Source organism: Terrabacter sp. GCM10028922, from assembly GCF_042666095.1.
Lineage (GTDB): Bacteria > Actinomycetota > Actinomycetes > Actinomycetales > Dermatophilaceae > Terrabacter.
Genome location: NZ_JBHTFG010000009.1, coordinates 80,536 through 99,543, shown reverse-complemented (window position 1 = coordinate 99,543; position 19,008 = coordinate 80,536). Strand labels below are relative to the sequence as shown.

Here is a 19,008-nt window from a genome sequence, read left to right as displayed (position 1 = left end):
ATCCCCGAACCCCATGAGCAGTGACGAGTCCCGCCTCGCCGAGAGCCTGGAGCAGCTGAGCGACGTCGCCGCGGAGGCGGGGCTGGACCCGTCCGCGGCCCGGGACGAGGGGCTGCGGGTCGCCGCCGCCCTGGCTGAGTCCGTGCCCGGCGCCGCTCCCGCGTGGGCCGAGGTGGCCCACCCCGGCCTGACCGACCTCGGCCGCATCCACGAGGCGTTCTTCGACGCCGCGTCGCGCGGCCGGCGCTGGCGTGGGGCCCCGACGGACCTGCTCGAGGCCCTTGTCGCCTCCCGCCACTCGCTCGCGGCCGAGTACGCCGAGGCGCTGACCGAGGTCGCGTCGTCGGCCGTCATGCTCGGCACGGCGCCCATCTGGGTCATCGCCAACGCGTCGGCGGCCTCCGGGGCCTACCTCGCTGCGGCCCGCTCCGCGTCCCAGCGCGTGCCGGCGTTCCCCGGTGCCGAGTCCGGCGCAGAGCGCCGGCTCCAGGGCGGCATACCCGGGATGGGCCTCGGATCTCCCGACGTCATGCGTCCAAGCATCCCCGGCCCGATGGACCCCACGTTCGTCGATCCGCTGGTCACCCGAGGCGGCCCGGCGAACGGTGCAGCCGCCGCTGCCGAGCCGGCCGTGCCCGCGGCCGCGGCCGAGGAGCCGGCCGTGCCCGAGAGGTCGGTCGAGGAGCTCCTCGCAGAGCTCGACGCGATGATCGGCCTGGGACGGGTGAAGAAGGAGATCCACCGCCAGGTCGCGCTGCTGACCGTCGAGAAGATGCGCACCCAGGCCGGCCTCAAGGCGCCGAAGATGAGCCGGCACCTGATCTTCGTCGGCAACCCCGGCACCGGCAAGACCACCGTCGCGCGTCTCGTCGGGGCCATCTACAAGGCACTCGCGCTCCTGCCGAAGGGCCAGCTCGTCGAGGTGGACCGCAGCGAGCTCGTGGCCGGCTACGTCGGGCAGACCGCGATGAAGACCGCCGAGGTGTGCGCCAAGGCTGTCGGCGGCGTGCTCTTCATCGACGAGGCCTACTCGCTGACCGGCGACCAGTACGCGCAGGAGGCGGTCAACACCCTCGTCAAGGAGATGGAGGACCACCGCGAGGACCTCGTCGTCATCGTGGCCGGCTACCCCGACCCGATGGTCGCCTTCATCGCCCAGAACCCCGGGCTCGCGAGCCGGTTCACGACGACGATCGAGTTCGACGACTACTCCGACGACGAGCTGCTCGCCATCCTCGACGCGATCGCCGGCGGCAGCGACTACGAGGTCACGGGCGAGGCGCGCGAGCGGGTGCGACACATCCTCGAGGCGACGCCGCGCACCCCCGCCTTCGGCAACGGCCGATTCTCCCGCAACCTCTTCGAGCACGCAGTCGGTCGGCACGCGTGGCGGCTCAAGGACGCCACGGAGCCGACGCGCGACGAGCTGCGTCTACTGACTGCAGAGGACTTCACCGAGCAGCCCGACGAGCCGGACCAGCCCGACCACCTGGAAGCGCCGGAGGAGGATCCGGAGGAGGTCAGGGCAGACCCTGATGGTCCCGAGGGCACCGATGGGGCAGTCTCGGACGAGCAGCACGCGACCAACGAGGACACCGCATGAGCGCACCGACGACGAACATCCCCGTCGCGATCCCGGCCGGGACGCCCCCGGGCGCGCCCACCGGCTCCCCGCCGCCCCGCACGATCGCCGGCAGCATCCCCGGTGCGGGCGCGGTCGCCAGCCGGCTGCTCCACGGCACGCCGGGCCGTATGCGCCTCTTCGGCCTCCTCGGGGTCATCGCCGCTGTGCTGCTCGGAGCGGCGAGCGCCAACGCCCTGCTCGCCTCGCAGGCCGCCGTCGAGCGCGCCGCCAACAACACCGAGCAGGTCGTCCGCGTCCAGTCCATCCACGTCGGACTCCTTCGCGCGGACGCCGTCGCGACCAACGCCTTCCTCGTCGGCGGCCTCGAGTCGTCCGACTCACGCGCGAAGTACGAGACGGCGATGGGTGAGGTGGCGACCAGCCTGTCGGAGGCTGCCGCCGCCCAGCCCGCCGACGGCCGCGCCCTCGGCGAGCTGTCCAAGAAGGTCCAGACGTATGCCGCCCTCATCGAGCAGGCGCGCGCCAACAACCGCCTCGGTCTGCCCGTGGGCGCCCAGTACCTCACCCAGGCGAGCGCGGGGCTGCGCGCCGACGCGGTCCCGATCGTGGCCCAGATCGTCACGACGAACGAGCAGCGCTCGAAGCAGGAGTTCAACCGCAGCAACTCGAGCCTCCAGCTGCTCGTCGGCGTCGTCTCGCTCCTCGGTCTCGGCGCGCTGGCCGTCTGGCTCGCCCAGCGCACCCACCGCTACCTCAACCCGTCGCTGACCGGGGCCATCGTGCTGCTGCTCGTGACCCTGTTCGTGGCCGCCACCCAGATCACCGGCGTCGGCACCGCGACGCGCAACGTCTCGACCGGCTCCTACCTGCAGGCGGTCACCCTCGCGAACGTGACGACGGCCGCCAACGACGCCCGCGCCAACGAGAGCCTGACGCTCATCCGGCGCGGCTCCGGCGCGACCAACGAGGCCGCGTGGAAGGCCAACCGGAAGCAGGTCGACGAGAACCTCGCGGACGTCCGCGAGAGCTCGGCGCTGCGCGGTCTGTGGGCCCGCTACACGTCCGCCCACGAGCAGGTCCGCACGCTCGATGACCGTGGCCGGTGGGACGATGCCGTCAGGCTCTCGACGAGCACCGGGACGGCGGGCGCGGCCAAGACCTTCGACGTGTTCGACCAGCGCGTCACGCAGGACCGCGACACGGCAGCGAAGGACACCGTCGCGACGCTCCAGGGCCTCGGCGGCAACGCGCCGCTCTTCGCGGTCTTCACCGCACTGGCCGCCCTCATCGCGGCGTGGCTCGTCGTGCGAGGTATCGGCCAGCGGATCGAGGAGTACCGATGAGCCCCGGCGCGCTCCCCAGGGCCGTGGGCCGCCGCCTTGCGGCGCTCGCGACGGTGGCCGGTCTGGTCGCCCTCGCGGGCTGCTCGAGCGTCACCTACGCCGAGACCCCGCTGCCGACGACGACGGCTCCGAAGCCGACGAGCAGCACGCCGGCGGCCGCGGCGGCCGTGTGCGACAACGCGACCCAGTCCTACGACCCGCTGCCCAGCCTGCCGAACCGGGGCGAGATCACCGACGGGTCGATGCGCAAGATCATCACCAAGGGCTACATCACCGTCGGTGTCTCCGCCGACACGTACCTCTTCGGCGCCCGCAACGCGTTCACCGGCGGCATCGAGGGCTTCGACATCGACATGGCACGGGCCGTCGCGAAGGCGATCTTCGGCGACCCGAGCAAGGTCCAGTTCCGGGTCATCACCGCGAACGACCGCATCCCGCTGCTCAAGGACCGGGCTGTCGACATGGTCGCCCGCAACATGTCGATGACCTGCGGCCGCTGGAACGACATCGCGTTCTCTGCCGAGTACTACCGCTCGGGCCAGAAGGTCCTCGTCGGCAAGAACCTCCCCGACGCCGTGAACCTCGGACTCGCCGACCTCAAGGGCAAGCGGGTCTGCGCCCCGAACGGCACGACGTCGCTGGCCAAGCTGGAGCAGGTCCAGGGCCCGACCGTCGTGACGGCCGGTACCCACACGGGGTGCCTCGTGCTCTTCCAGCAGGGCAAGGCCGACGCCATCACCGGTGACGACACCGTCCTCGCCGGCCTCGCCGCGCAGGACCCGAACACCGTCGTCACCAAGGCGAAGGCGATCACGACCGAGCCGTACGGCCTCGGCTTCAACAAGGCGGACATCTACCTCGCGCGCTACGTCAACCGCGTCATCGCCGACCTCGAGGCGGACGGCGAGTGGAAGCGGATCTACGACCGCTGGCTCGCAGGTCCGCTCGGTCCCGCGCCGGCGCCCCCGACCCCGGTCTACGGGCGATGACCGCAGTGCCGCAGAGCCACCCCGAGCCGGGCACCGCCGCGCCGTCGGCACCCGGACGGCTCGGCGTGCCGGTGCAGGCTGCCGAGGCCCAGACGTACCTGAACGCCTTGCGCGAGTGGGTCGCCCAGCGCCGCGCCGACCTCGGCGAGGTAGACCGCGCGGTGCTGAAGCTGTCGCAGGCAGAGCAGGTCGCGATCACCAACGACCTCACCGTCGCGCTGACCTTCTGGAAGGCGGTCAGCGACCGGCTCACCCTGCTCGAGACGACCTTCGACGGCGGCCGCGTCGGGCCGGTCGAGGCGGAGCGGCTCTCCACCCTCATCCACGGGCGCCTCGACTCCAACACGACCCAGCACCTGTCGCTGCCGTCGAGCGGCTCGCTGGCCGTGAGCCTCCCGGAGGCCTGCCGCCTGCTCGACTCGCTGACCCGCACCCTCCAGGCGCGTGCCTCGCTCGCCCCTGGCGCCGCGGAGGCGACCCAGCGGATCACCGTGGTGCGCGCCGCGATCGAACGCACGCGCGACCAGCTGCCCCTCGTGCCCGCGGGTGGACAGCGCGACGAGGCGACCGAGAAGCTGGCGCGGCTCGACCGCCGGATGACCGACCTGGTGGAGCGGGCGCGTCGGGGTGCCGACATCGGCGGCATCATCGGCCCGCTCGAGATCGACGTCTCCGTCCTCGAGCGCGACCTCATCGTCGCCGCGGCCGAGCGCGCGTCTGCCGCGCGCAGCCGCGTGCGCACCCAGCAGCAGGTCGAGGAGCTCGACGCGCGCGCCGCGGCCATCCGCGCCCTCGAACGCGCGTGCCTCGAGGCCATCACCCCCGCCCCGCACCTCGCGATCCCCAACGTCCGTGCGCTGGGACCGGTGCCGCAGGCGGCAGCCGAGCTCGCGGCATACCGCGACAAGCTCGAGAGGGTCTCGCGCGCGCTCGACCTCGCCCACGAGACGTACGCCGCCGGGCTCGCCGAGCGCGACGAGGTCGTCGGCCTAGCCGGCGCCGTCGGAGCCATGGCCGCATCGGCCACGCTGACGCCCGAGGCCGCAGCCGACGTGGCCGAGCTGCGCCGCCGCCTCGACGACGCCCTCGCCGCCAAGCCACTGCCGATCGGCCGGGCCCGCGCGCTCGCGAGCGCCTTCCAGGCGTACGTCGACGCAGCGACCCGACCGCAGTCCCGCACCTCCCGCCCGTCCGCACCCCGACCACAGAGGCCCCGTCCATGAACTGCACGCAGCCGGGCTGCACCGGAACGATCGTCGACGGCTACTGCGACGTGTGCGGCATGGCCGCCGGGTCGACACCCGCCGTCGCCCCCGCGGCAGCGAGTGCCGCCGGCGCCGGTGCCGCGAGCGCGGGAGGCGGCGCTGCAGCCCTCCCCCCACCGGCCGCCCCGTCGGCGGCGGCGAGCAGGATGGTGATCCCCGAGGGTGGCGCGTGCCAGCAGCCCGGGTGCGCCGGCACGATCGAGGCCGGCTACTGCAACGTCTGCGGAACACCGGCTGACCAGCCGGGCGTCGCGGCGTATGCCGGCCCTCCCGCTGCCACCGCGGTCGGCGCCGACGGGGGCACCGCAGGGGTCGGCCCCGAGATCTCGACGCGGTCCGCCGCCTCGAGCAACCTCGCGTCGGCGGCCTTGGGCTCCAAGCGGGCCCGCGAGTCCGGCTCCATCGCGACCCGCCGCACCGGCGGCTCGCAGCGGCTCCGTTCGGCGCGGCTCGGTGGCGGCATCACGACCGTGCGCCCTGCTCCGGAGATCGACGCCGCGAAGGCGCTGCTCACCAACCCCTCGGTGCCCGAGAACAAGCGCTTCTGCCCCAAGTGCGGCGAGCCCGTCGGCCGCGGGCGCGACGGCAAGCCGGGCCGCACGACGGGCTTCTGCGCCAAGTGCCGCCACCCGTTCTCGTTCGACCCGAAGCTCAAGGCCGGCGACCTGGTCGCCGGCCAGTACGAGGTGGCCGGCTGCCTCGCCCACGGAGGTCTCGGCTGGATCTACCTCGCGCGCGACAAGAACGTCTCCGACCGCTGGGTCGTGCTCAAGGGCCTGCTCAACTCGGCCGACCCCGACGCGCTCGCCGCCGCCATCGCCGAGCAGCGCTTCCTCGCGCAGGTCTCGCACCCCAGCATCGTCGAGATCTACAACTTCGTGACCCATGAAGACGCCGGCTACATCGTCATGGAGTACGTCGGCGGCACGTCGCTCAAGTCGATCCTCAAGCAGCGCCTCCAGGCGGCCGGCAGGTACGACCCGCTGCCCGTCGACCAGGCCCTGGCCTACATCCTCGAGATCCTGCCCTCGTTCCAGTACCTCCACGACCTGGGGCTCGTCTACTGCGACTTCAAGCCGGACAACATCATCCAGGTCGGCGACGAGGTGAAGCTCATCGACCTCGGTGGCGTGCGCCGGGCCGACGACGAGGACTCGGCGATCTTCGGCACCGTCGGCTACCAGGCGCCGGAGGTGGCCGAGCTCGGCGTCTCCGTCGCCTCCGACATCTACACGATCGGTCGCACGCTCGTGGTGCTGACGATGGAGTTCCGCGGCTACCAGACGACCTACCTCAACACCCTGCCGGCCCAGGACACCGTGCCGGTGTTCCAGAGGTACGACTCGTTCTACCGGCTCGTCGCCAAGGCGTGCGCGCCCAACCGCGACGACCGGTTCGTGTCCGCCGACGAGCTGCGCTCGCAGATGATCGGCGTGCTGCGCGAGGTCGTCGCCCTCGACCGGGGGTCGGGCGCCGCCACGACGACCGTCAGCTCGCTCCTCTTCGACGTGCCGACGCCCGGCGTCGAGCCCGACGACTGGCGCAACCTGCCCGCACTGCGCCGCGACCCGCACGACCCGCTCGTCGGCTGGCTGCAGACAGTGAGCGGCACACCGATCGAGCGCCTCGACCGACTCATGAACCCCCCGAAGCCGTCGACCGAGGTGCTCCTCGAGCGCGCCCGCACGGCCCTCGACGCGGGCAAGCGTGACGTCGCGGAGTCCACCGCGAGCGAGCTGCTGGCGGCCGACCCGTGGGAGTGGCGAGCCGTGTGGATCCAAGGTCTCGCCGCCCTGGAGCGCGGTGACTCGCGCGCGGCCCAAGCCGCGTTCAACGCCGTCTACGGGCAGGTGCCCGGCGAGCTCGCGCCGAAGCTCGCGCTCGCCCAGGCGTCCGAGCAGGCCGGTGACGACGCGGTCGCCGAGAACCTCTACGTCGCCTGCGCCCGCACCGACACGACGTACGTGCCGATGGCCGCGTTCGGCCTCGCCCGCATCCGGGCCGCGCGCTCCGACGTCGACGGCGCCGTCGCGGCATACCGCCTCGTCCCTGCACAGTCGAGCGCGTACCGCACCGCACGCGCCGGCCTCGCCGAGCTGCTCACGAAGGCCAACCGCGGCCTGCCCGACCTCGCCGAGGCGCTGCGCACCCTCGACGACACCTCCCTGACGGCGCGGCGGCGGGCCGAGCTCACGACCCTGATCTACCGTGAGGCGCTCCACACCGTCGAGAAGAGCGGCAACAAGGCCGACATCCGCCTCGGCGCCCACAAGGGCACTCCAAACGGCCTGCGCATCGGCCTCGAGGAGGCCCTGCGCGAGCTGGCCAAGCGAACCCCCGACCTGTCCGAACGCGTCCCCCTCGTCGACGAGGCCAACGCCATCCGACCTTGGAGCCTCTGGTGACCGACAGCCCGACCACGGGAAGCGCCCAGCATTCACCGACCGCACCGGCCGAACGGGCGGACGCCCGGGCGCTCCACTGCCCGACGTGCGGCACCGCCCATCCGGCGGGTGCGAGCTTCTGCGAGGCGTGCGGCGCCGACCTCTCGACTCCCGCGGAGCGCACACCGCTGCCGCAGGCGTCGCAGGACGGCACCGAGTTCGGCTCGGCCACCCCGCAGACCGCCCCGGCCGGCGAGGAGTCACCGCTCGACGTCGGGTGGACCGGTGCCGTGCCGTCCACGGCTGTCGCCCCCGACTCCGCCGCCGACGACCTGACCTGCCGAGCGTGCGGGCAGGGCCGCATCGTCGACGGCTACTGCGACCACTGCGGCACCCCGCCACCCGACCCGCGCAACCACTTCGTCGAGACCCCGACCGCATGGGTCGGCGGCGTGTGCGACATCGGCAAGCGCCACGCCCGCAACGAGGACGCCATGGCGCTCAGCGCCGCCGAGGCCCCCGGATCGCGCGCCGTCCTCGTCGTCTGCGACGGCGTCTCGATGGCCACCGACTCGCACATCGCGTCGCTCGCCGCCGCGAAGGCCGCCCGATCCGTGCTCGACCAGCCGTTCCCCAAGGGCGTCGGCACACGGGACTCGTGGGCGGCGGGTGCGGGACGCGCGCTGACCGCTGCCGTGACCCAGGCCAACGAGGCGGTGGCCGGCTCGGTCGTCGAGGACGTGCCCAACCCGCCGTCGTGCACCTTCGCCGCGGCCGTCGTCGAGGACGACGTCATCGTCGCCGCCAACGTCGGAGACAGCCGCGTCTACTGGCTGCCGGATGCCGAGGCGGAGCCGGCCCGCCAGCTCGGACGCGACGACTCCTTCGCCCAGGAGCAGATGGCCGCCGGCGTGCCACGCCTCCAGGCCGAGAACGGCCCTCACGCCCACTCGATCACGCGGTGGCTCGGCAAGGACGCCCCCGATGACCTCACGCCGCACCTGACGACGGTCGACGCGACGGCCGGCTGGCTCATGGTCTGCTCCGACGGCCTCTGGAACTACTGCTCCGAGGCCGAGCAGCTGCGCGCGCTGGTGCGCGAGGCCGCCGGGAAGCTCGACGGTGCCGCGACGCCGACCACGCTCGCGCAGGCGCTGGTCGACTTCGCGAACGAGCAGGGCGGACGCGACAACATCACGGTTGCCCTCGCCAGACTGGCTGGGCGAGGATCGACAACGACGACTGAGGCGCCTGCTGCGGCGGCGCCGGAGGAAGGAAACCCCAGCGATGGCTGACTTCACGGCAGAGGTGTTCCAGAACGAGTTCCTCCCCGACGGTGGCACCGACGTGCACGCGATCGTCCGCGTGACCTCGACCGGAGCCTCGGCGGGCGACGGCTCGGCTGGGCTGACCGATCCGGGTTCAGCCGCCGAGGTCATCCTCATCGACACGTCCGGCTCCATGGGCCGGCGTGGTGTGCAGGCCGCGGGCGAGGCCGCCAAGGCTGCCCTGGGCGAGATCGTCGACGGCACCCTCTTCTCGATCGTGTCGGGCAACGGCACCGCCCAGATCGTCTACCCGTACAGCCACCAGGGCGCGCTCGTGCCGATGTCGGCGCACACCCGCGCCGAGGCCACCCGCGCCATCGAGGGCCTGCGCGCCAACGGTGGCACCGCCATGGGCACCTGGCTCACGCTCGCCCGCCAGATCTTCGAGACCGTGCCGCACGTGACGAAGCGTCACGCGATCCTGCTCACCGACGGCGTCAACGAGGGCGAGACCCCGCAGTCGCTCCAGGCCGCCGTGCAGGGCTGCGTGGGCGCGTTCCAGTGCGACTGCCGCGGCGTCGGCGACCAGTGGCGCGTCGACGAGGTACGCGGCATCGCCTCGGCCCTGCTCGGCACCGTCGACCTCATCCCGGCACCCGAGGAGATGGCCGCCGAGTTCGAGGCGATGATGCGGGCGTCCATGTCACGCGGCATCGCGACGTCCGAGCTGCGGGTCTGGGTGCCGCAGGGCGCCGAGCTGCTCTTCGTCAAGCAGGTCTCGCCGACGCTCGAGGACCTCTCGTCGCGTCGTACCCTCATCAACCCGCTGACCGGCGCCTACCCGACAGGTGCCTGGTCGGACGAGAGCCGCGACTACCACGTCGCCGTCCGCCTCCCGGCCCGCACGCTCGGTCAGGAGCAGCTCGCCGCACGGGTGCAGCTCTCGCTCGGTGGCGACCCCGTCGCGCAGGCCCTCGTCAAGGCGAAGTGGAGCAACGACGACTCGTTGACGACCCGCATCGACCCGGCGGTCGCCGCGTACACCGGCCAGGCCGAGCTCGCCACGGTCATCCAGGAGGGCCTGGCGGCCAAGGCCGCCGGGCAGGACGACGTCGCCACCTCGAAGCTCGGCCGCGCCGTCCAGCTGGCCGACCAGACCGGCAACGAGGAGATGACGACGCGGCTGAAGAAGGTCGTCGAGATCGACGACGCCGACACCGGCACGGTGCGCCTCAAGAAGGGTGCGTCGAAGATCGACGAGATGTCGCTCGACACCGCCTCGACGAAGACGAGCCGGGTGCGGCGGTGAGCGCGGTCTGCCCCAACGGGCACACCTCCGAGGCGGACGACTACTGCGACACGTGCGGCTCGCCCATCGACGCGAGCGCCCAGCCGGCGGGTGGTGCGTCCTCCACCGGCGCGGCGGCTGCGCCGGCCGCGACCGGGTCGTCGCTCGACCTCGACGCGCCGGGGGTGCCCGCTGGCCCCGGCCCGGGCGACGGCGGATCGGGTGACGGCGGCCCGGCTGCCCCCAGTGCCCTCGTGTGCCCGAACTGCAACACCGAGAACCCCGACGGCGCACTGTTCTGCGAGGCGTGCGGCTACGACTTCACGACCGGCGCCATGCCGCGTGACGCGGCCGGCGCAGGCGAGCCCGGTTCCGGCCAAGCCTCTACTGCCCCTGGAGTCCCCTCGGGTGACGTGGTCGGTGGCGGGGTCGATGGTGGTGTCGCGGCGGGTGGTGTCGCCGCGGGTGGCGCTGCCGAGGCCGGTGGGAACGGCTCGGGCGACACGAGCTTCGAGTGGCTCGCCGAGGTGTGGGTCGACCCCGACTGGTACCAGACCCAGGAGGCCGAGGACCCCTGCCCGTCGCCCGGGCTGCCGACGATCATGCCTCTGCGCCACCGCAGCGTCCTGCTCGGCCGGGTCTCGACGAGCAAGAACACCCACCCGGAGATCGACCTGTCGTCCGATCCCGGGGTCAGCCGCCGCCACGCGCAGCTGACGACGGACGGCTCCCGCTGGTTCGTCGAGGACCTCGGCAGCTCCAACGGCACGTTCGTCGGCCCGGCGTCCGGCCCGCTGCCCGAGCGCCCGATCGCGGTCGGGCCGAAGACCGAGCTCGACGACGACGACCGGCTCTACGTCGGCGCCTGGACCCGCGTCGTCGTGCGCCGCGCCACCTCCGACGAGGTCGAGGCCTACGCCTGAGCCTCGCCTCCGGATGCAAAGTGCCCACTCGACCGGCTTCCCCCGTCGAGTGGGCACTTCGCACCCACCCCAAGAGTCGAGTGGGCACTTTGCACCCACCCCAAGAGTCGAGTGGGCACTTCGCACCGGGCCGGAGCGCTCCGGACGCGGGTGAAAGTGCCCACTCGACCGGCTTTCCCCGTCGAGTGGGCACTTTGCATCCACCCCACGAGTCGAGTGGGCACTTCGCACCGGGCCGGAGCGCCCCCGACGCGGGTGAAAGTGCCCACTCGACGGGCGGTGAGGCGAGGTGCGAAGGAGGGTGGCGGCATACGGCTGCGGTTGGTGGAGCCGGGGGCTGATGGTCGGGCCTACTTGAACGTCACATGAACTCTCACGACATTTGACCCACGGGGCCATAGGGTTGCGCTGTGAGCGACCGGCCCCTCCACACCGCCGTCGACACCCCGCAGGTCATCGTCGTCACGGGCGTCATGGCCGCAGGCAAGTCGACCGTCTCCCAGCTCCTCGCGGAGCGCTTCTCTCGCGCGGTGCACCTGCGCGGTGACGAGTTCCGCCGCGTGGTCGTGCGCGGCCGCGTCGACATGTCGCCGCACGGCGACCCCGAAGCCGAGCGGCAGCTCGCCCTGCGCCACTCGATCACGGCACACTCGGCCAACGAGTACGCCGCGGCCGGCTTCACCGTCGTGGTGCAGGACCTGTTCGTCGGCGCCAGTCTCCAACCCTTCCTCGACCAGCTGAGCGCCCGGCCGCTCAGCCTCGTCATGCTCGCCCCCGACGTCGGCACGGTCATGCAGCGCGAGTCGGAGCGCGTGAAGGTCGGCTACGGCGACCTGTGGTCGATCCGCGACTTCGACCACAAGGTGCGCACCGAGACCCCGCACATCGGCCTGTGGCTCGACAGCTCGCAGCAGACGCCCGACGAGACGGTCGACGAGATCGTCGGGCGCCTGCCCGAGGCGAGGATCGGCTGAGATGTCGGCGCTGACCATCGGCCAGGTGGCCGAGCGCACCGGGGCCGCCACCTCGGCCCTGCGCTACTGGGAGGACCTCGGCCTCATCACCTCCGTGCGCACGACCGGCAACCAGCGGCGCTACGAGCGGGCCACGATCCGGCGCGTGTCGTTCATCCGTGCGGCTCAGCGGGTCGGCCTGTCCCTCGACGAGATCGGCGCCGCGCTGGCGACCCTGCCCGATGGCCGCACGCCCACCGCGAACGACTGGGCGCGGCTGTCCCGGGCGTGGCGGTCCCGCCTCGACGAGCAGATCCGGCGCATCGAGAAGCTGCGTGACCAGCTCGACTCGTGCATCGGCTGCGGCTGCCTCAGCCTGCGCACCTGCGCGCTCAACAACCCCTCCGACGTGCTGGCCGGCCACGGGCCGGGAGCCGTCCTCCTGGAGCCCTGAGGGCTCCACGGCCCGAGGCTCCAACGCCCTTGCGCCACAGTCGCGCTCGGGTGGGCCGGACCGACGGAAGCGTGACGGTCCGGCCCACCCCGTGCGTCAGCGTCCGTCGCCGGGACGGGCGATGCTGACGTGCACGTGGTCGTAGTGGCCACCGACGGGACCGGTGCCGCCGGTGTAGGTGCGCCAGCCCTCGCTGCGCCGCGGCCAGGTCCAGATCTGGCCGTTCCAGATGACCTGCTGGACCTTCAGCGGGCCGGCGTTGGCGACGAGGAAGTTCGCGGCCCGCTGGAGCTGGTCCTTGTCGATGGGGCCGGGGTACTGGCCGGGCGTGTTGCCGGCGTAGCAGTCACCCGCGTTGCCGCTGTAGTGGTAGCTGTCCGACGTGTGGCCCGAGTCCGGCTCGTAGTTGCCGTGGTTGCAGGCCGTCAGGGCCGGCCGGTTGTCGCGCAGGACGTTGATCGTCCAGCGGGCGCGCTGCGTGTAGCCCGTGAGCACCGAGTCGGCGGGGTACGGGTTCGTCGCCACCGTGACGAGCGTGCTCGCCGGAGCGTCGACGACGGCGGCCTGCGGCGACAGCGTGGGCGCCATGGCCATGGCGGCCAGGCCGGCCGTGGCGAGTGACAGGGTCAGGAAGCGCATTCTCGACGTGCTCATGTGAGTTCTCCTTGTCGGCGGGGGCAGACCTGAGCAGGTATGCCGTCCGGTGCGGTTCGAGGTGTTCGGCGCCTCGCCCGGGTGGACGGTCCGAGCATCCGCACCGGCCCTAACGAGCCGCTAACACGTGGGCGGGCGCCGTCCGGTCCCGGCAGTTAGCAGGCGGTTAGCGGGTGTCTCCACGATGGGCTGACCACCGAACAAGGAGGCTGCCCATGACCCGCAGAACCACCATTGCCGGCGCCCTCGGCGCGCTCGTCCTCTCCGTGTCCGGCGCCCTGCTCGGCGCCGCTCCCGCCCAGGCCGACGACGGACAGGTGTCGGCCACGTCGCCGGACGGGCTGGCGTACGGGTCGGCCTACCTCGACTTCCGCAGCGCGACACGCGTCAACATCAACGACCTCTACGTCAACGACCGGTGCCCGGGCGACGGTGTCGCCGCCAAGATCAACCTCTACATCGGTCGGGGCGGCACGATCCAGGACATGATCTGGATCAAGGTCGGCGAGCGCGTCGACAGCGGCGGCTGCGGGTCCGACCCCGTGCGCACGAGCACGTACTACCAGAGCGGCTACGAGGACGTCGACGCCTTCGCGATCAAGGTCTGCGGCTCCGGCGGCTGCTCCGCCTACGACTGGCGGATGAACCCGCACGCATGACCACGTGGCCCGGCATCCCGGTGGCCCTTGCCACCACACAGGGGGATGCCGGGCCACGTTCGCGCGGTCCCGAGCCGAACGTCGATCGGTCCGCGCTCCCACCAGGTCAACTCACATGTCCCGAGGAGCACTCATGTCGTCGCCCACACCACGAGACCTGACGCCGCCGACCGCCGGCGCCGAGCTCGGCGGCCCCGACCTCGGCGCTGCCGACGACCACGTCGTCGGGCGCCGCGCCGCCCTGCACCGCGGGGCCGCGGTCCTCGGCGTGGCAGCTGCTACCGCTCTCATCGCCCCATCGGCCGCGGGCGCCGTCCCCGCCCCGAGCGTCGTCCGGGCCCGCACTCCCGAGTGCCTCGCCGACCTCGAGGAGGGTTGAGCCATGGCCCGCATCCTCTGGCTCGCCGACTCCCTCCGCAGCGCGGGACTCACCGTCCGTGAGACGAGCGGCTGGGAGACGCGCGAGCGTCCCGCCTCCACCGGCGGTTTCGCCCCCGAGGGCGTGCTCCTGCACCACACGGCCGCCTACGCCACGTCGAGCGACCCGCACCCGTCGCTCGACACCGTCATCCAGGGGCGTGGTGGGTCCGACCCGTTGCCCGGGCCCCTCTGCCACGTTCTCATCGACCGCAACTCGGTGTGCTGGGTCGTCGCGGCGGGCCGTGCCAACCACGCGGGCTCTGCTGTCGCGAGCGGACCCATGCCGGCCGGGGACGGGAACGAGATGTACGTCGGCATCGAGGTCGAGTACGCCGCGACCAACCACGTTCCGACGCAGTACGCGACGAGCGGGCAGAAGTCCACGGCCATCGTCGCTGCTGCGCGGATCGTGAGCCGGTTGGGCCACGGCTACCGGTACGTGCGAGCGCACAAGGAGACGAGCACGACGGGCAAGATCGACCCCTACAACTGGGACATGACCGACATCCGCGAGTCGGTCCGGCAGTGCCTCGAGCGCACCGGCTGGTAACCGCGGCTCGGCCACGGAACAGCTTCTGAGACCGGAAGGAGGTCATGGAGACAGCCCTGAGCTGACACCGGACAGTCCCGGTCCTCGACGACGGGCGCCGCCACTGGCGCCGCGCCGCGTCGAGGTTGTTCTCTGCGCGCGGTGGGGCGGGGTTGCGCCTCGACGCGTGGAGGCAGACAGAATGCACCTGTGCAGTTCCGGGTGCTGGGGCCCGTCGAGGTCCGCGACGAACGTGGCGTCGCCATACCCCTCGGCAGCGGCCGCGAACGCCTGGTCCTGGCGCAGCTGCTCATCGCGGCGGACCGACTGCTGCGCACCGAGACGATCATCGACCTGCTGTGGGACGACCCGCCGCCCACGGCCAAGCAACAGGTCCAGAACGTCATGTCGACGCTGCGTCGTCGCCTGGGCCAGCACGGCCGCGACCTGATCGCGTCGCACCGGACCGGCTACGAGCTGCGACTGGCGCCCCCGCACAGCCTCGACCTGCTCGAGTTCCGGGCCCTCGTGGACCAGGCCAAGAACGACCCGTCGGCGCCCCCGGACCAGCGCGTCGAGTGGCTCGGCCAGGCCATCGCGCTGTGGCGAGGGAGTCCCTTCGGCGGCGCGACCGACGCCGCGGCGGGCGACAGCACCACCGGAGTGGTGCGCAGGCTCGACGACGAGCGGATCGCCGCCGTCGATCTCTACGTCGCGGCACTGGCCGAGCTGGGTCGACACGACGAGGTGCTCGCCGTCACCGCGGCACACCTGGAGGACGACCCCTGGAACGAGAGCCTTCACGAGCACCGGCTGCGCGCCCTCGCGTCGGCCGGGCGACGGACGGAGGCTGCCACCGCGTACCGCCGACTCCGCCAGCGGTTCGTCGACGAGCTCGGCGTCCCCCCGGGCCCACGCCTGGCGGCTCTGAACACTCTCATCCTCCGAGGTGACCCGGTCACCGCTGACGTGAGCCACCGCCTGCCTCGTGAGCTCCCGGCCCCCACGTGGACCCTCGTCGGACGCGAAGCGCTGCTCGGAGCAGTGCTGGCACGGCTGGGCGGCGCCTCGGCCGCACCTGCGCAGCGAGGGGCGGCCGAGCCCTCCGGCCGGCGACCCCCGCCGCAGGCACCGAGCACCGCACCGCCCGCTGTCGTCGTCCTCGTCGGGGTGGGTGGCGTCGGCAAGACGGCGTTGGCGGTCACGGCCGGCCACGCCCTGAGCAGCGCGTACCCCGACGGCACGCTCTACGCGGCATTGGGAGACGACCCGTCGGGGGCCGCGAACCCACATCACGTCGTCGGCCGCTTCCTCCGGGCGCTGGGCGTCGAGAACGCAGCCATTCCCAGCAGCCTCGATGAACGGCTCGCCCTGTACCGCAGCTGCACGGCGGGACGGCGGGTCCTCATGGTGCTCGACGGCGCGGTGGCGGAGTCGCAGGTGCGGCCGCTGCTGCCGACCACTCCCGGAGCGGGTGCGATCGTCACGTCCCGGAGCAAGCTGGCCGGTCTCGTGGGGGTGCGGCGGCACACCGTCCCGCCGCTGTCGGCCCGTGACGGCGCCTCGCTCATCGCCGAGATCGCGAGCCCTGAGTCGGAGGTCGTCGGCAAGCTCGACGTCCTCAGCCAGGTCAGCGCCCTCTGCGGCCACCTGCCTCTCGCCCTGTGCGTGGCCGGTTCGAAGCTCGCGACGAACGCCTCCCTCACCGTGGAGGACCTCGTGGACCGGCTTGCCCGCGAGCACGCCCGCCTGGACGAGCTCTCCGCGGGCGACATCGACGTCCGCGCCAGCATCGCGGCATCGCTGGCTGACCTGGCCGCCCCGTCGAGGGCGCTCTTCCGTCGGCTCTCACTGGCCCCGGCCGGTGACTGGCCGGCCTGGCTCGCCCGCTTCCTGCTGCGCGACGTGACGAGGGAGATCGAGGCGCATCGCGCCCTCGACGAGCTCGTCGACCGGCACCTCGTCGAGCCCGTCGGTCGCGACGGTGCCAGCCAGCCGCGCTACCGCGTCCACAGCCTCGTGAGCCAGCTCGCGTCGGAGAGGCTCGCCGCGGAGGATCCTGCGCAGCTGCGGTCTGCGCTGGCGACCGAGCTGGCGACCAGGTGGCTCGGCCTCGCCCGCGTCGCGAGCGACGCCCTCCTGGAGAGCCGCCAGGTCGGAGACACCGCGCCCTCCCCCGCGTCGTCGGACCCGGACCCCGCCCTGCTCGACGGCGCAGCCGAGGCCATGGCGACGCCCCGGGAGTGGTTCGAGGCGGAGCGCGGCAGCCTCGTCTCCGCGGTCGTCACGACCGGCAACGAGGGCGATCCCGAGCTGGCAGGAGCGCTCGCCCTCGCCGCCCGCGACTTCCTCACGATGCGCGCCTACGACGACGACCGTGAGCGCATGCTCCGCGCTGCCCTCGAGTCCCACACGCGACAGGGGCCGTCCACGTCGGCGCCGCGGCAACAGCTCGAGCTGCTCAGCTCGCTCTTCGCGGTCCTCGCGCAGCGCCAGCGATCGGACCAGCTGCCTGACGTGGCCGCCCGCGCCCTCGAGATGGCCCGACAGCTCGACGACCCGCAGGCGCAGCAGCGCACGCTCTCCATGTCGGGATGGGCGGCGATGATGGCCGACCGCTTCGGCGATGCCATGCGGTGGTTCGACGCGGCCGCGGAGCTCGCCTCCCAGCTCGGTGACGAGGCCGGCCGCCTCAGGGTCGAGGCGCAGCGCGGGGTGGTGCTGCGCAACGTCGGCCGGGCTGCCGAGGCCGACCCCCTGCTGGCCGCGAGGGTCGAGCACTCACGCGTCTCGGAGCCGACACGCTCGACGAGCATCTGGCTCACGACCCGGGCAGAGGGGCTTCTCGACCTGCAGCGGTGGGACGAGGCCCACGCCCTCCTGGCCGAGGCGCTGGAGCTCGCGCAGGCGATCCGGGACGACCTCGGGACGGCGCACTGCCGCCTCGCCCTCGCCCGGGTGCACTGTGGCCTCGGCGACCTCGAACGCGCCGAGGCCGAGCTGGCTGCGGCCCGGGCAGAGCTGGACCCGCGCGCAGCCTCGGGTGAGGACCCCGACGTCCTGCGGCTCCACGTCGACCTGCTGGTCGCCAGGGGTGACTGGCCGCAGGCCGACCTCCACGTCCGCCGGCTGGTCGAGCTGCGTCGACGCCTCGGCCAGCCGCTCGAGCTCGCCGCCGACCTCGCGCGGCGCGTGGCCATCGCCCGCCGCGCTGCCAGCCACTCCGACGGCCGCCACTCCGACGGCAGCCACCTCGACGCCCTCCACCTCGACGCCCTCCACGTCGACGCGCCCCATATCGAGCCCGACCGCCGTGAGTGCGCACGGCTCCTCGACGACCTCGGCCTGACCGACGCCGCTCTCCGGCTGCCGACGCCGCCGTATCCCGCGCACGCGAGTTAGCGACGAGTTAGGGCCACTCCCCTAGGCTGCGGCCACCATCACTGGTTCCGACCCGGAACCTGAGACATCTCGCACGTCAGGGGACCACTTTGAAGCACGTCACCCGAGCCGCCGCCGCCGTCGTCGCGGCTGCCCTCCTCGCCGTCACGACCCACGCCACCGCCCGCGCCGCCGGAGGCGACGAGGGCGTCTGGTGCGCCAAGGGTGGCGGTCAGACCACCAACGGCACGTGCCCCGTCTCGCCGCCCACCACCATGTGAAAGCCCGTCGACACCAGCCGCGATGACCGGACGGGTGTGCCGCAGAGCGATGTCGCTCGGCGGCACACCCGTTCGTCGTCAGGGCCGGTCCGCGCCCGAGCTGTCAGCCCTTGTGCCAGTAGTAGGCCACACCGCCGTGGGACTGGGCGTGCGTCGTCGGGTTGTACGTGTGCTCCCCGACCTTGTTGGGCGCGACGAAGTTGGAGTCGATGACGCGGATCTCGGGGCCGTCCGGGTCGCCCGTGACGATCGCCGTGTGGATGCCCGTGGTGTGGCTCCCGGAGTCGGTCTCCTGGATGATGTCGCCCGGCACGACGTCGGCCTTCGCCACGCGGTGGTAGCCGGCGTTGAGGTACGCCTGGTAGTAGCCCTGGTCGAGCGTGCCGGCGTAGACCTCCGCGTAGACCTTCTGGACGAAGACCTTGCACTGGCCCTGGTACGTGCCGAGGTAGTTGCGGGCGTGGGCAACCATCGGGTGCAGGGCGCTCGCCGTCGAGGCCGTCGTGATGGGCACGGCCCCGGACGTGGCGGCCGCGAGCGCGACGGCCGTGACGATCGTGCGGGCGGAGGTCCTCCGAGCGCGAGTCTTCATGTTGTGCTCCTTGGTGCTTGGGCCGGTCGGCAACCCGACG

General features: G+C 72.7%; 17 protein-coding genes. 15 read left to right on the top strand and 2 right to left on the bottom strand.

Features of this window, described 5'->3' with window-relative positions:
• Positions 1 to 13: 13 nt before the first annotated feature.
• The 10 genes from ACFQU3_RS09295 (at position 14) to soxR (ending at position 12,452) form a co-directional block, all read left to right on the top strand.
• On the top strand, positions 14 to 1,603 hold the full coding sequence (locus ACFQU3_RS09295) for an AAA family ATPase (protein WP_385908955.1): 1,590 nt from the start codon (positions 14 to 16) through the stop codon (positions 1,601 to 1,603).
• Positions 1,600 to 2,928, top strand: a complete 1,329-nt coding sequence (locus tag ACFQU3_RS09290; RefSeq protein ID WP_385908953.1) for a hypothetical protein — start codon at positions 1,600 to 1,602, stop codon at positions 2,926 to 2,928. The genes ACFQU3_RS09295 and ACFQU3_RS09290 overlap by 4 nt, the downstream gene beginning before the upstream one ends.
• Complete coding sequence (locus ACFQU3_RS09285; RefSeq protein WP_385908951.1) at positions 2,925 to 3,917, top strand: glutamate ABC transporter substrate-binding protein; 993 nt, start codon at positions 2,925 to 2,927, stop codon at positions 3,915 to 3,917. The genes ACFQU3_RS09290 and ACFQU3_RS09285 overlap by 4 nt, the downstream gene beginning before the upstream one ends.
• Positions 3,914 to 5,140 (top strand): hypothetical protein, encoded by a 1,227-nt coding sequence (locus tag ACFQU3_RS09280; protein ID WP_385908949.1) that lies wholly within the window; start codon positions 3,914 to 3,916, stop codon positions 5,138 to 5,140. The genes ACFQU3_RS09285 and ACFQU3_RS09280 overlap by 4 nt, the downstream gene beginning before the upstream one ends.
• Positions 5,137 to 7,587 (top strand): tetratricopeptide repeat protein, encoded by a 2,451-nt coding sequence (locus ACFQU3_RS09275; protein ID WP_385908948.1) that lies wholly within the window; start codon positions 5,137 to 5,139, stop codon positions 7,585 to 7,587. Before ACFQU3_RS09280 ends, ACFQU3_RS09275 begins: the two co-directional genes overlap by 4 nt.
• Positions 7,584 to 8,861 carry a protein phosphatase 2C domain-containing protein gene (locus tag ACFQU3_RS09270; protein WP_385908946.1) on the top strand — a complete coding sequence of 426 codons (1,278 nt, stop codon included), beginning with the start codon at positions 7,584 to 7,586 and terminating at the stop codon, positions 8,859 to 8,861. The genes ACFQU3_RS09275 and ACFQU3_RS09270 overlap by 4 nt, the downstream gene beginning before the upstream one ends.
• Positions 8,854 to 10,143, top strand: coding sequence for a VWA domain-containing protein (locus ACFQU3_RS09265; RefSeq protein WP_385908944.1), 1,290 nt, complete (start codon positions 8,854 to 8,856; stop codon positions 10,141 to 10,143). The genes ACFQU3_RS09270 and ACFQU3_RS09265 overlap by 8 nt, the downstream gene beginning before the upstream one ends.
• Entirely contained in the window at positions 10,140 to 11,045 is a 906-nt protein-coding gene (locus ACFQU3_RS09260) for an FHA domain-containing protein (RefSeq protein WP_385908942.1), read from the top strand. The genes ACFQU3_RS09265 and ACFQU3_RS09260 overlap by 4 nt, the downstream gene beginning before the upstream one ends.
• Before the next feature lie 410 nt (positions 11,046 to 11,455).
• Positions 11,456 to 12,019, top strand: a complete 564-nt coding sequence (locus ACFQU3_RS09255) for an AAA family ATPase (protein WP_385908940.1) — start codon at positions 11,456 to 11,458, stop codon at positions 12,017 to 12,019.
• A 1-nt stretch (position 12,020) separates the two neighbouring features.
• Entirely contained in the window at positions 12,021 to 12,452 is a 432-nt protein-coding gene (soxR, locus tag ACFQU3_RS09250; RefSeq protein ID WP_385908939.1) for a redox-sensitive transcriptional activator SoxR, read from the top strand.
• 96 nt (positions 12,453 to 12,548) lie between these two features.
• On the opposite strand, the gene ACFQU3_RS09245 is transcribed toward soxR, so the two are convergent.
• A complete protein-coding gene (locus ACFQU3_RS09245) occupies positions 12,549 to 13,106 on the bottom strand; it encodes a hypothetical protein (protein ID WP_385908937.1) in 558 nt (185 codons plus the stop codon).
• A gap of 215 nt (positions 13,107 to 13,321) precedes the next feature.
• Here ACFQU3_RS09245 and ACFQU3_RS09240 point away from each other — a divergent pair, with 215 nt between their 5' ends.
• The 5 genes from ACFQU3_RS09240 (at position 13,322) to ACFQU3_RS09220 (ending at position 18,376) form a co-directional block, all read left to right on the top strand.
• On the top strand, positions 13,322 to 13,765 hold the full coding sequence (locus ACFQU3_RS09240; protein ID WP_385908935.1) for a hypothetical protein: 444 nt from the start codon (positions 13,322 to 13,324) through the stop codon (positions 13,763 to 13,765).
• A gap of 133 nt (positions 13,766 to 13,898) precedes the next feature.
• On the top strand, positions 13,899 to 14,144 hold the full coding sequence (locus tag ACFQU3_RS09235; protein ID WP_385908933.1) for a hypothetical protein: 246 nt from the start codon (positions 13,899 to 13,901) through the stop codon (positions 14,142 to 14,144).
• A gap of 3 nt (positions 14,145 to 14,147) precedes the next feature.
• The gene (locus ACFQU3_RS09230) at positions 14,148 to 14,735 is read left to right on the top strand and encodes an N-acetylmuramoyl-L-alanine amidase (RefSeq protein WP_385908931.1); all 588 of its coding nucleotides are present in this window, start codon (positions 14,148 to 14,150) and stop codon (positions 14,733 to 14,735) included.
• Between the two features lie 189 nt (positions 14,736 to 14,924).
• A complete protein-coding gene (locus ACFQU3_RS09225; protein ID WP_385908929.1) occupies positions 14,925 to 18,116 on the top strand; it encodes a BTAD domain-containing putative transcriptional regulator in 3,192 nt (1,063 codons plus the stop codon).
• Positions 18,117 to 18,205: 89 nt separating this feature from the next.
• Positions 18,206 to 18,376: a hypothetical protein gene (locus ACFQU3_RS09220; RefSeq protein WP_385908928.1), complete on the top strand. Its 171-nt coding sequence runs from the start codon at positions 18,206 to 18,208 to the stop codon at positions 18,374 to 18,376.
• 103 nt (positions 18,377 to 18,479) lie between these two features.
• On the opposite strand, the gene ACFQU3_RS09215 is transcribed toward ACFQU3_RS09220, so the two are convergent.
• Positions 18,480 to 18,968 (bottom strand): CHAP domain-containing protein, encoded by a 489-nt coding sequence (locus ACFQU3_RS09215; RefSeq protein ID WP_385908926.1) that lies wholly within the window; start codon positions 18,966 to 18,968, stop codon positions 18,480 to 18,482.
• Positions 18,969 to 19,008 lie beyond the last annotated feature (40 nt).

Coding starts and splice junctions, on each gene's coding strand:
- ACFQU3_RS09295 (WP_385908955.1), top strand. CDS start 14: ATGAGCAGTGACGAGTCCCGCCTCGCCGAGAGCCTGGAGCAGCTGAGC.
- ACFQU3_RS09290 (WP_385908953.1), top strand. CDS start 1,600: ATGAGCGCACCGACGACGAACATCCCCGTCGCGATCCCGGCCGGGACG.
- ACFQU3_RS09285 (WP_385908951.1), top strand. CDS start 2,925: ATGAGCCCCGGCGCGCTCCCCAGGGCCGTGGGCCGCCGCCTTGCGGCG.
- ACFQU3_RS09280 (WP_385908949.1), top strand. CDS start 3,914: ATGACCGCAGTGCCGCAGAGCCACCCCGAGCCGGGCACCGCCGCGCCG.
- ACFQU3_RS09275 (WP_385908948.1), top strand. CDS start 5,137: ATGAACTGCACGCAGCCGGGCTGCACCGGAACGATCGTCGACGGCTAC.
- ACFQU3_RS09265 (WP_385908944.1), top strand. CDS start 8,854: ATGGCTGACTTCACGGCAGAGGTGTTCCAGAACGAGTTCCTCCCCGAC.
- soxR (WP_385908939.1), top strand. CDS start 12,021: ATGTCGGCGCTGACCATCGGCCAGGTGGCCGAGCGCACCGGGGCCGCC.
- ACFQU3_RS09245 (WP_385908937.1), bottom strand. CDS start 13,106: ATGAGCACGTCGAGAATGCGCTTCCTGACCCTGTCACTCGCCACGGCC.
- ACFQU3_RS09240 (WP_385908935.1), top strand. CDS start 13,322: ATGACCCGCAGAACCACCATTGCCGGCGCCCTCGGCGCGCTCGTCCTC.
- ACFQU3_RS09235 (WP_385908933.1), top strand. CDS start 13,899: ATGTCGTCGCCCACACCACGAGACCTGACGCCGCCGACCGCCGGCGCC.
- ACFQU3_RS09230 (WP_385908931.1), top strand. CDS start 14,148: ATGGCCCGCATCCTCTGGCTCGCCGACTCCCTCCGCAGCGCGGGACTC.
- ACFQU3_RS09215 (WP_385908926.1), bottom strand. CDS start 18,968: ATGAAGACTCGCGCTCGGAGGACCTCCGCCCGCACGATCGTCACGGCC.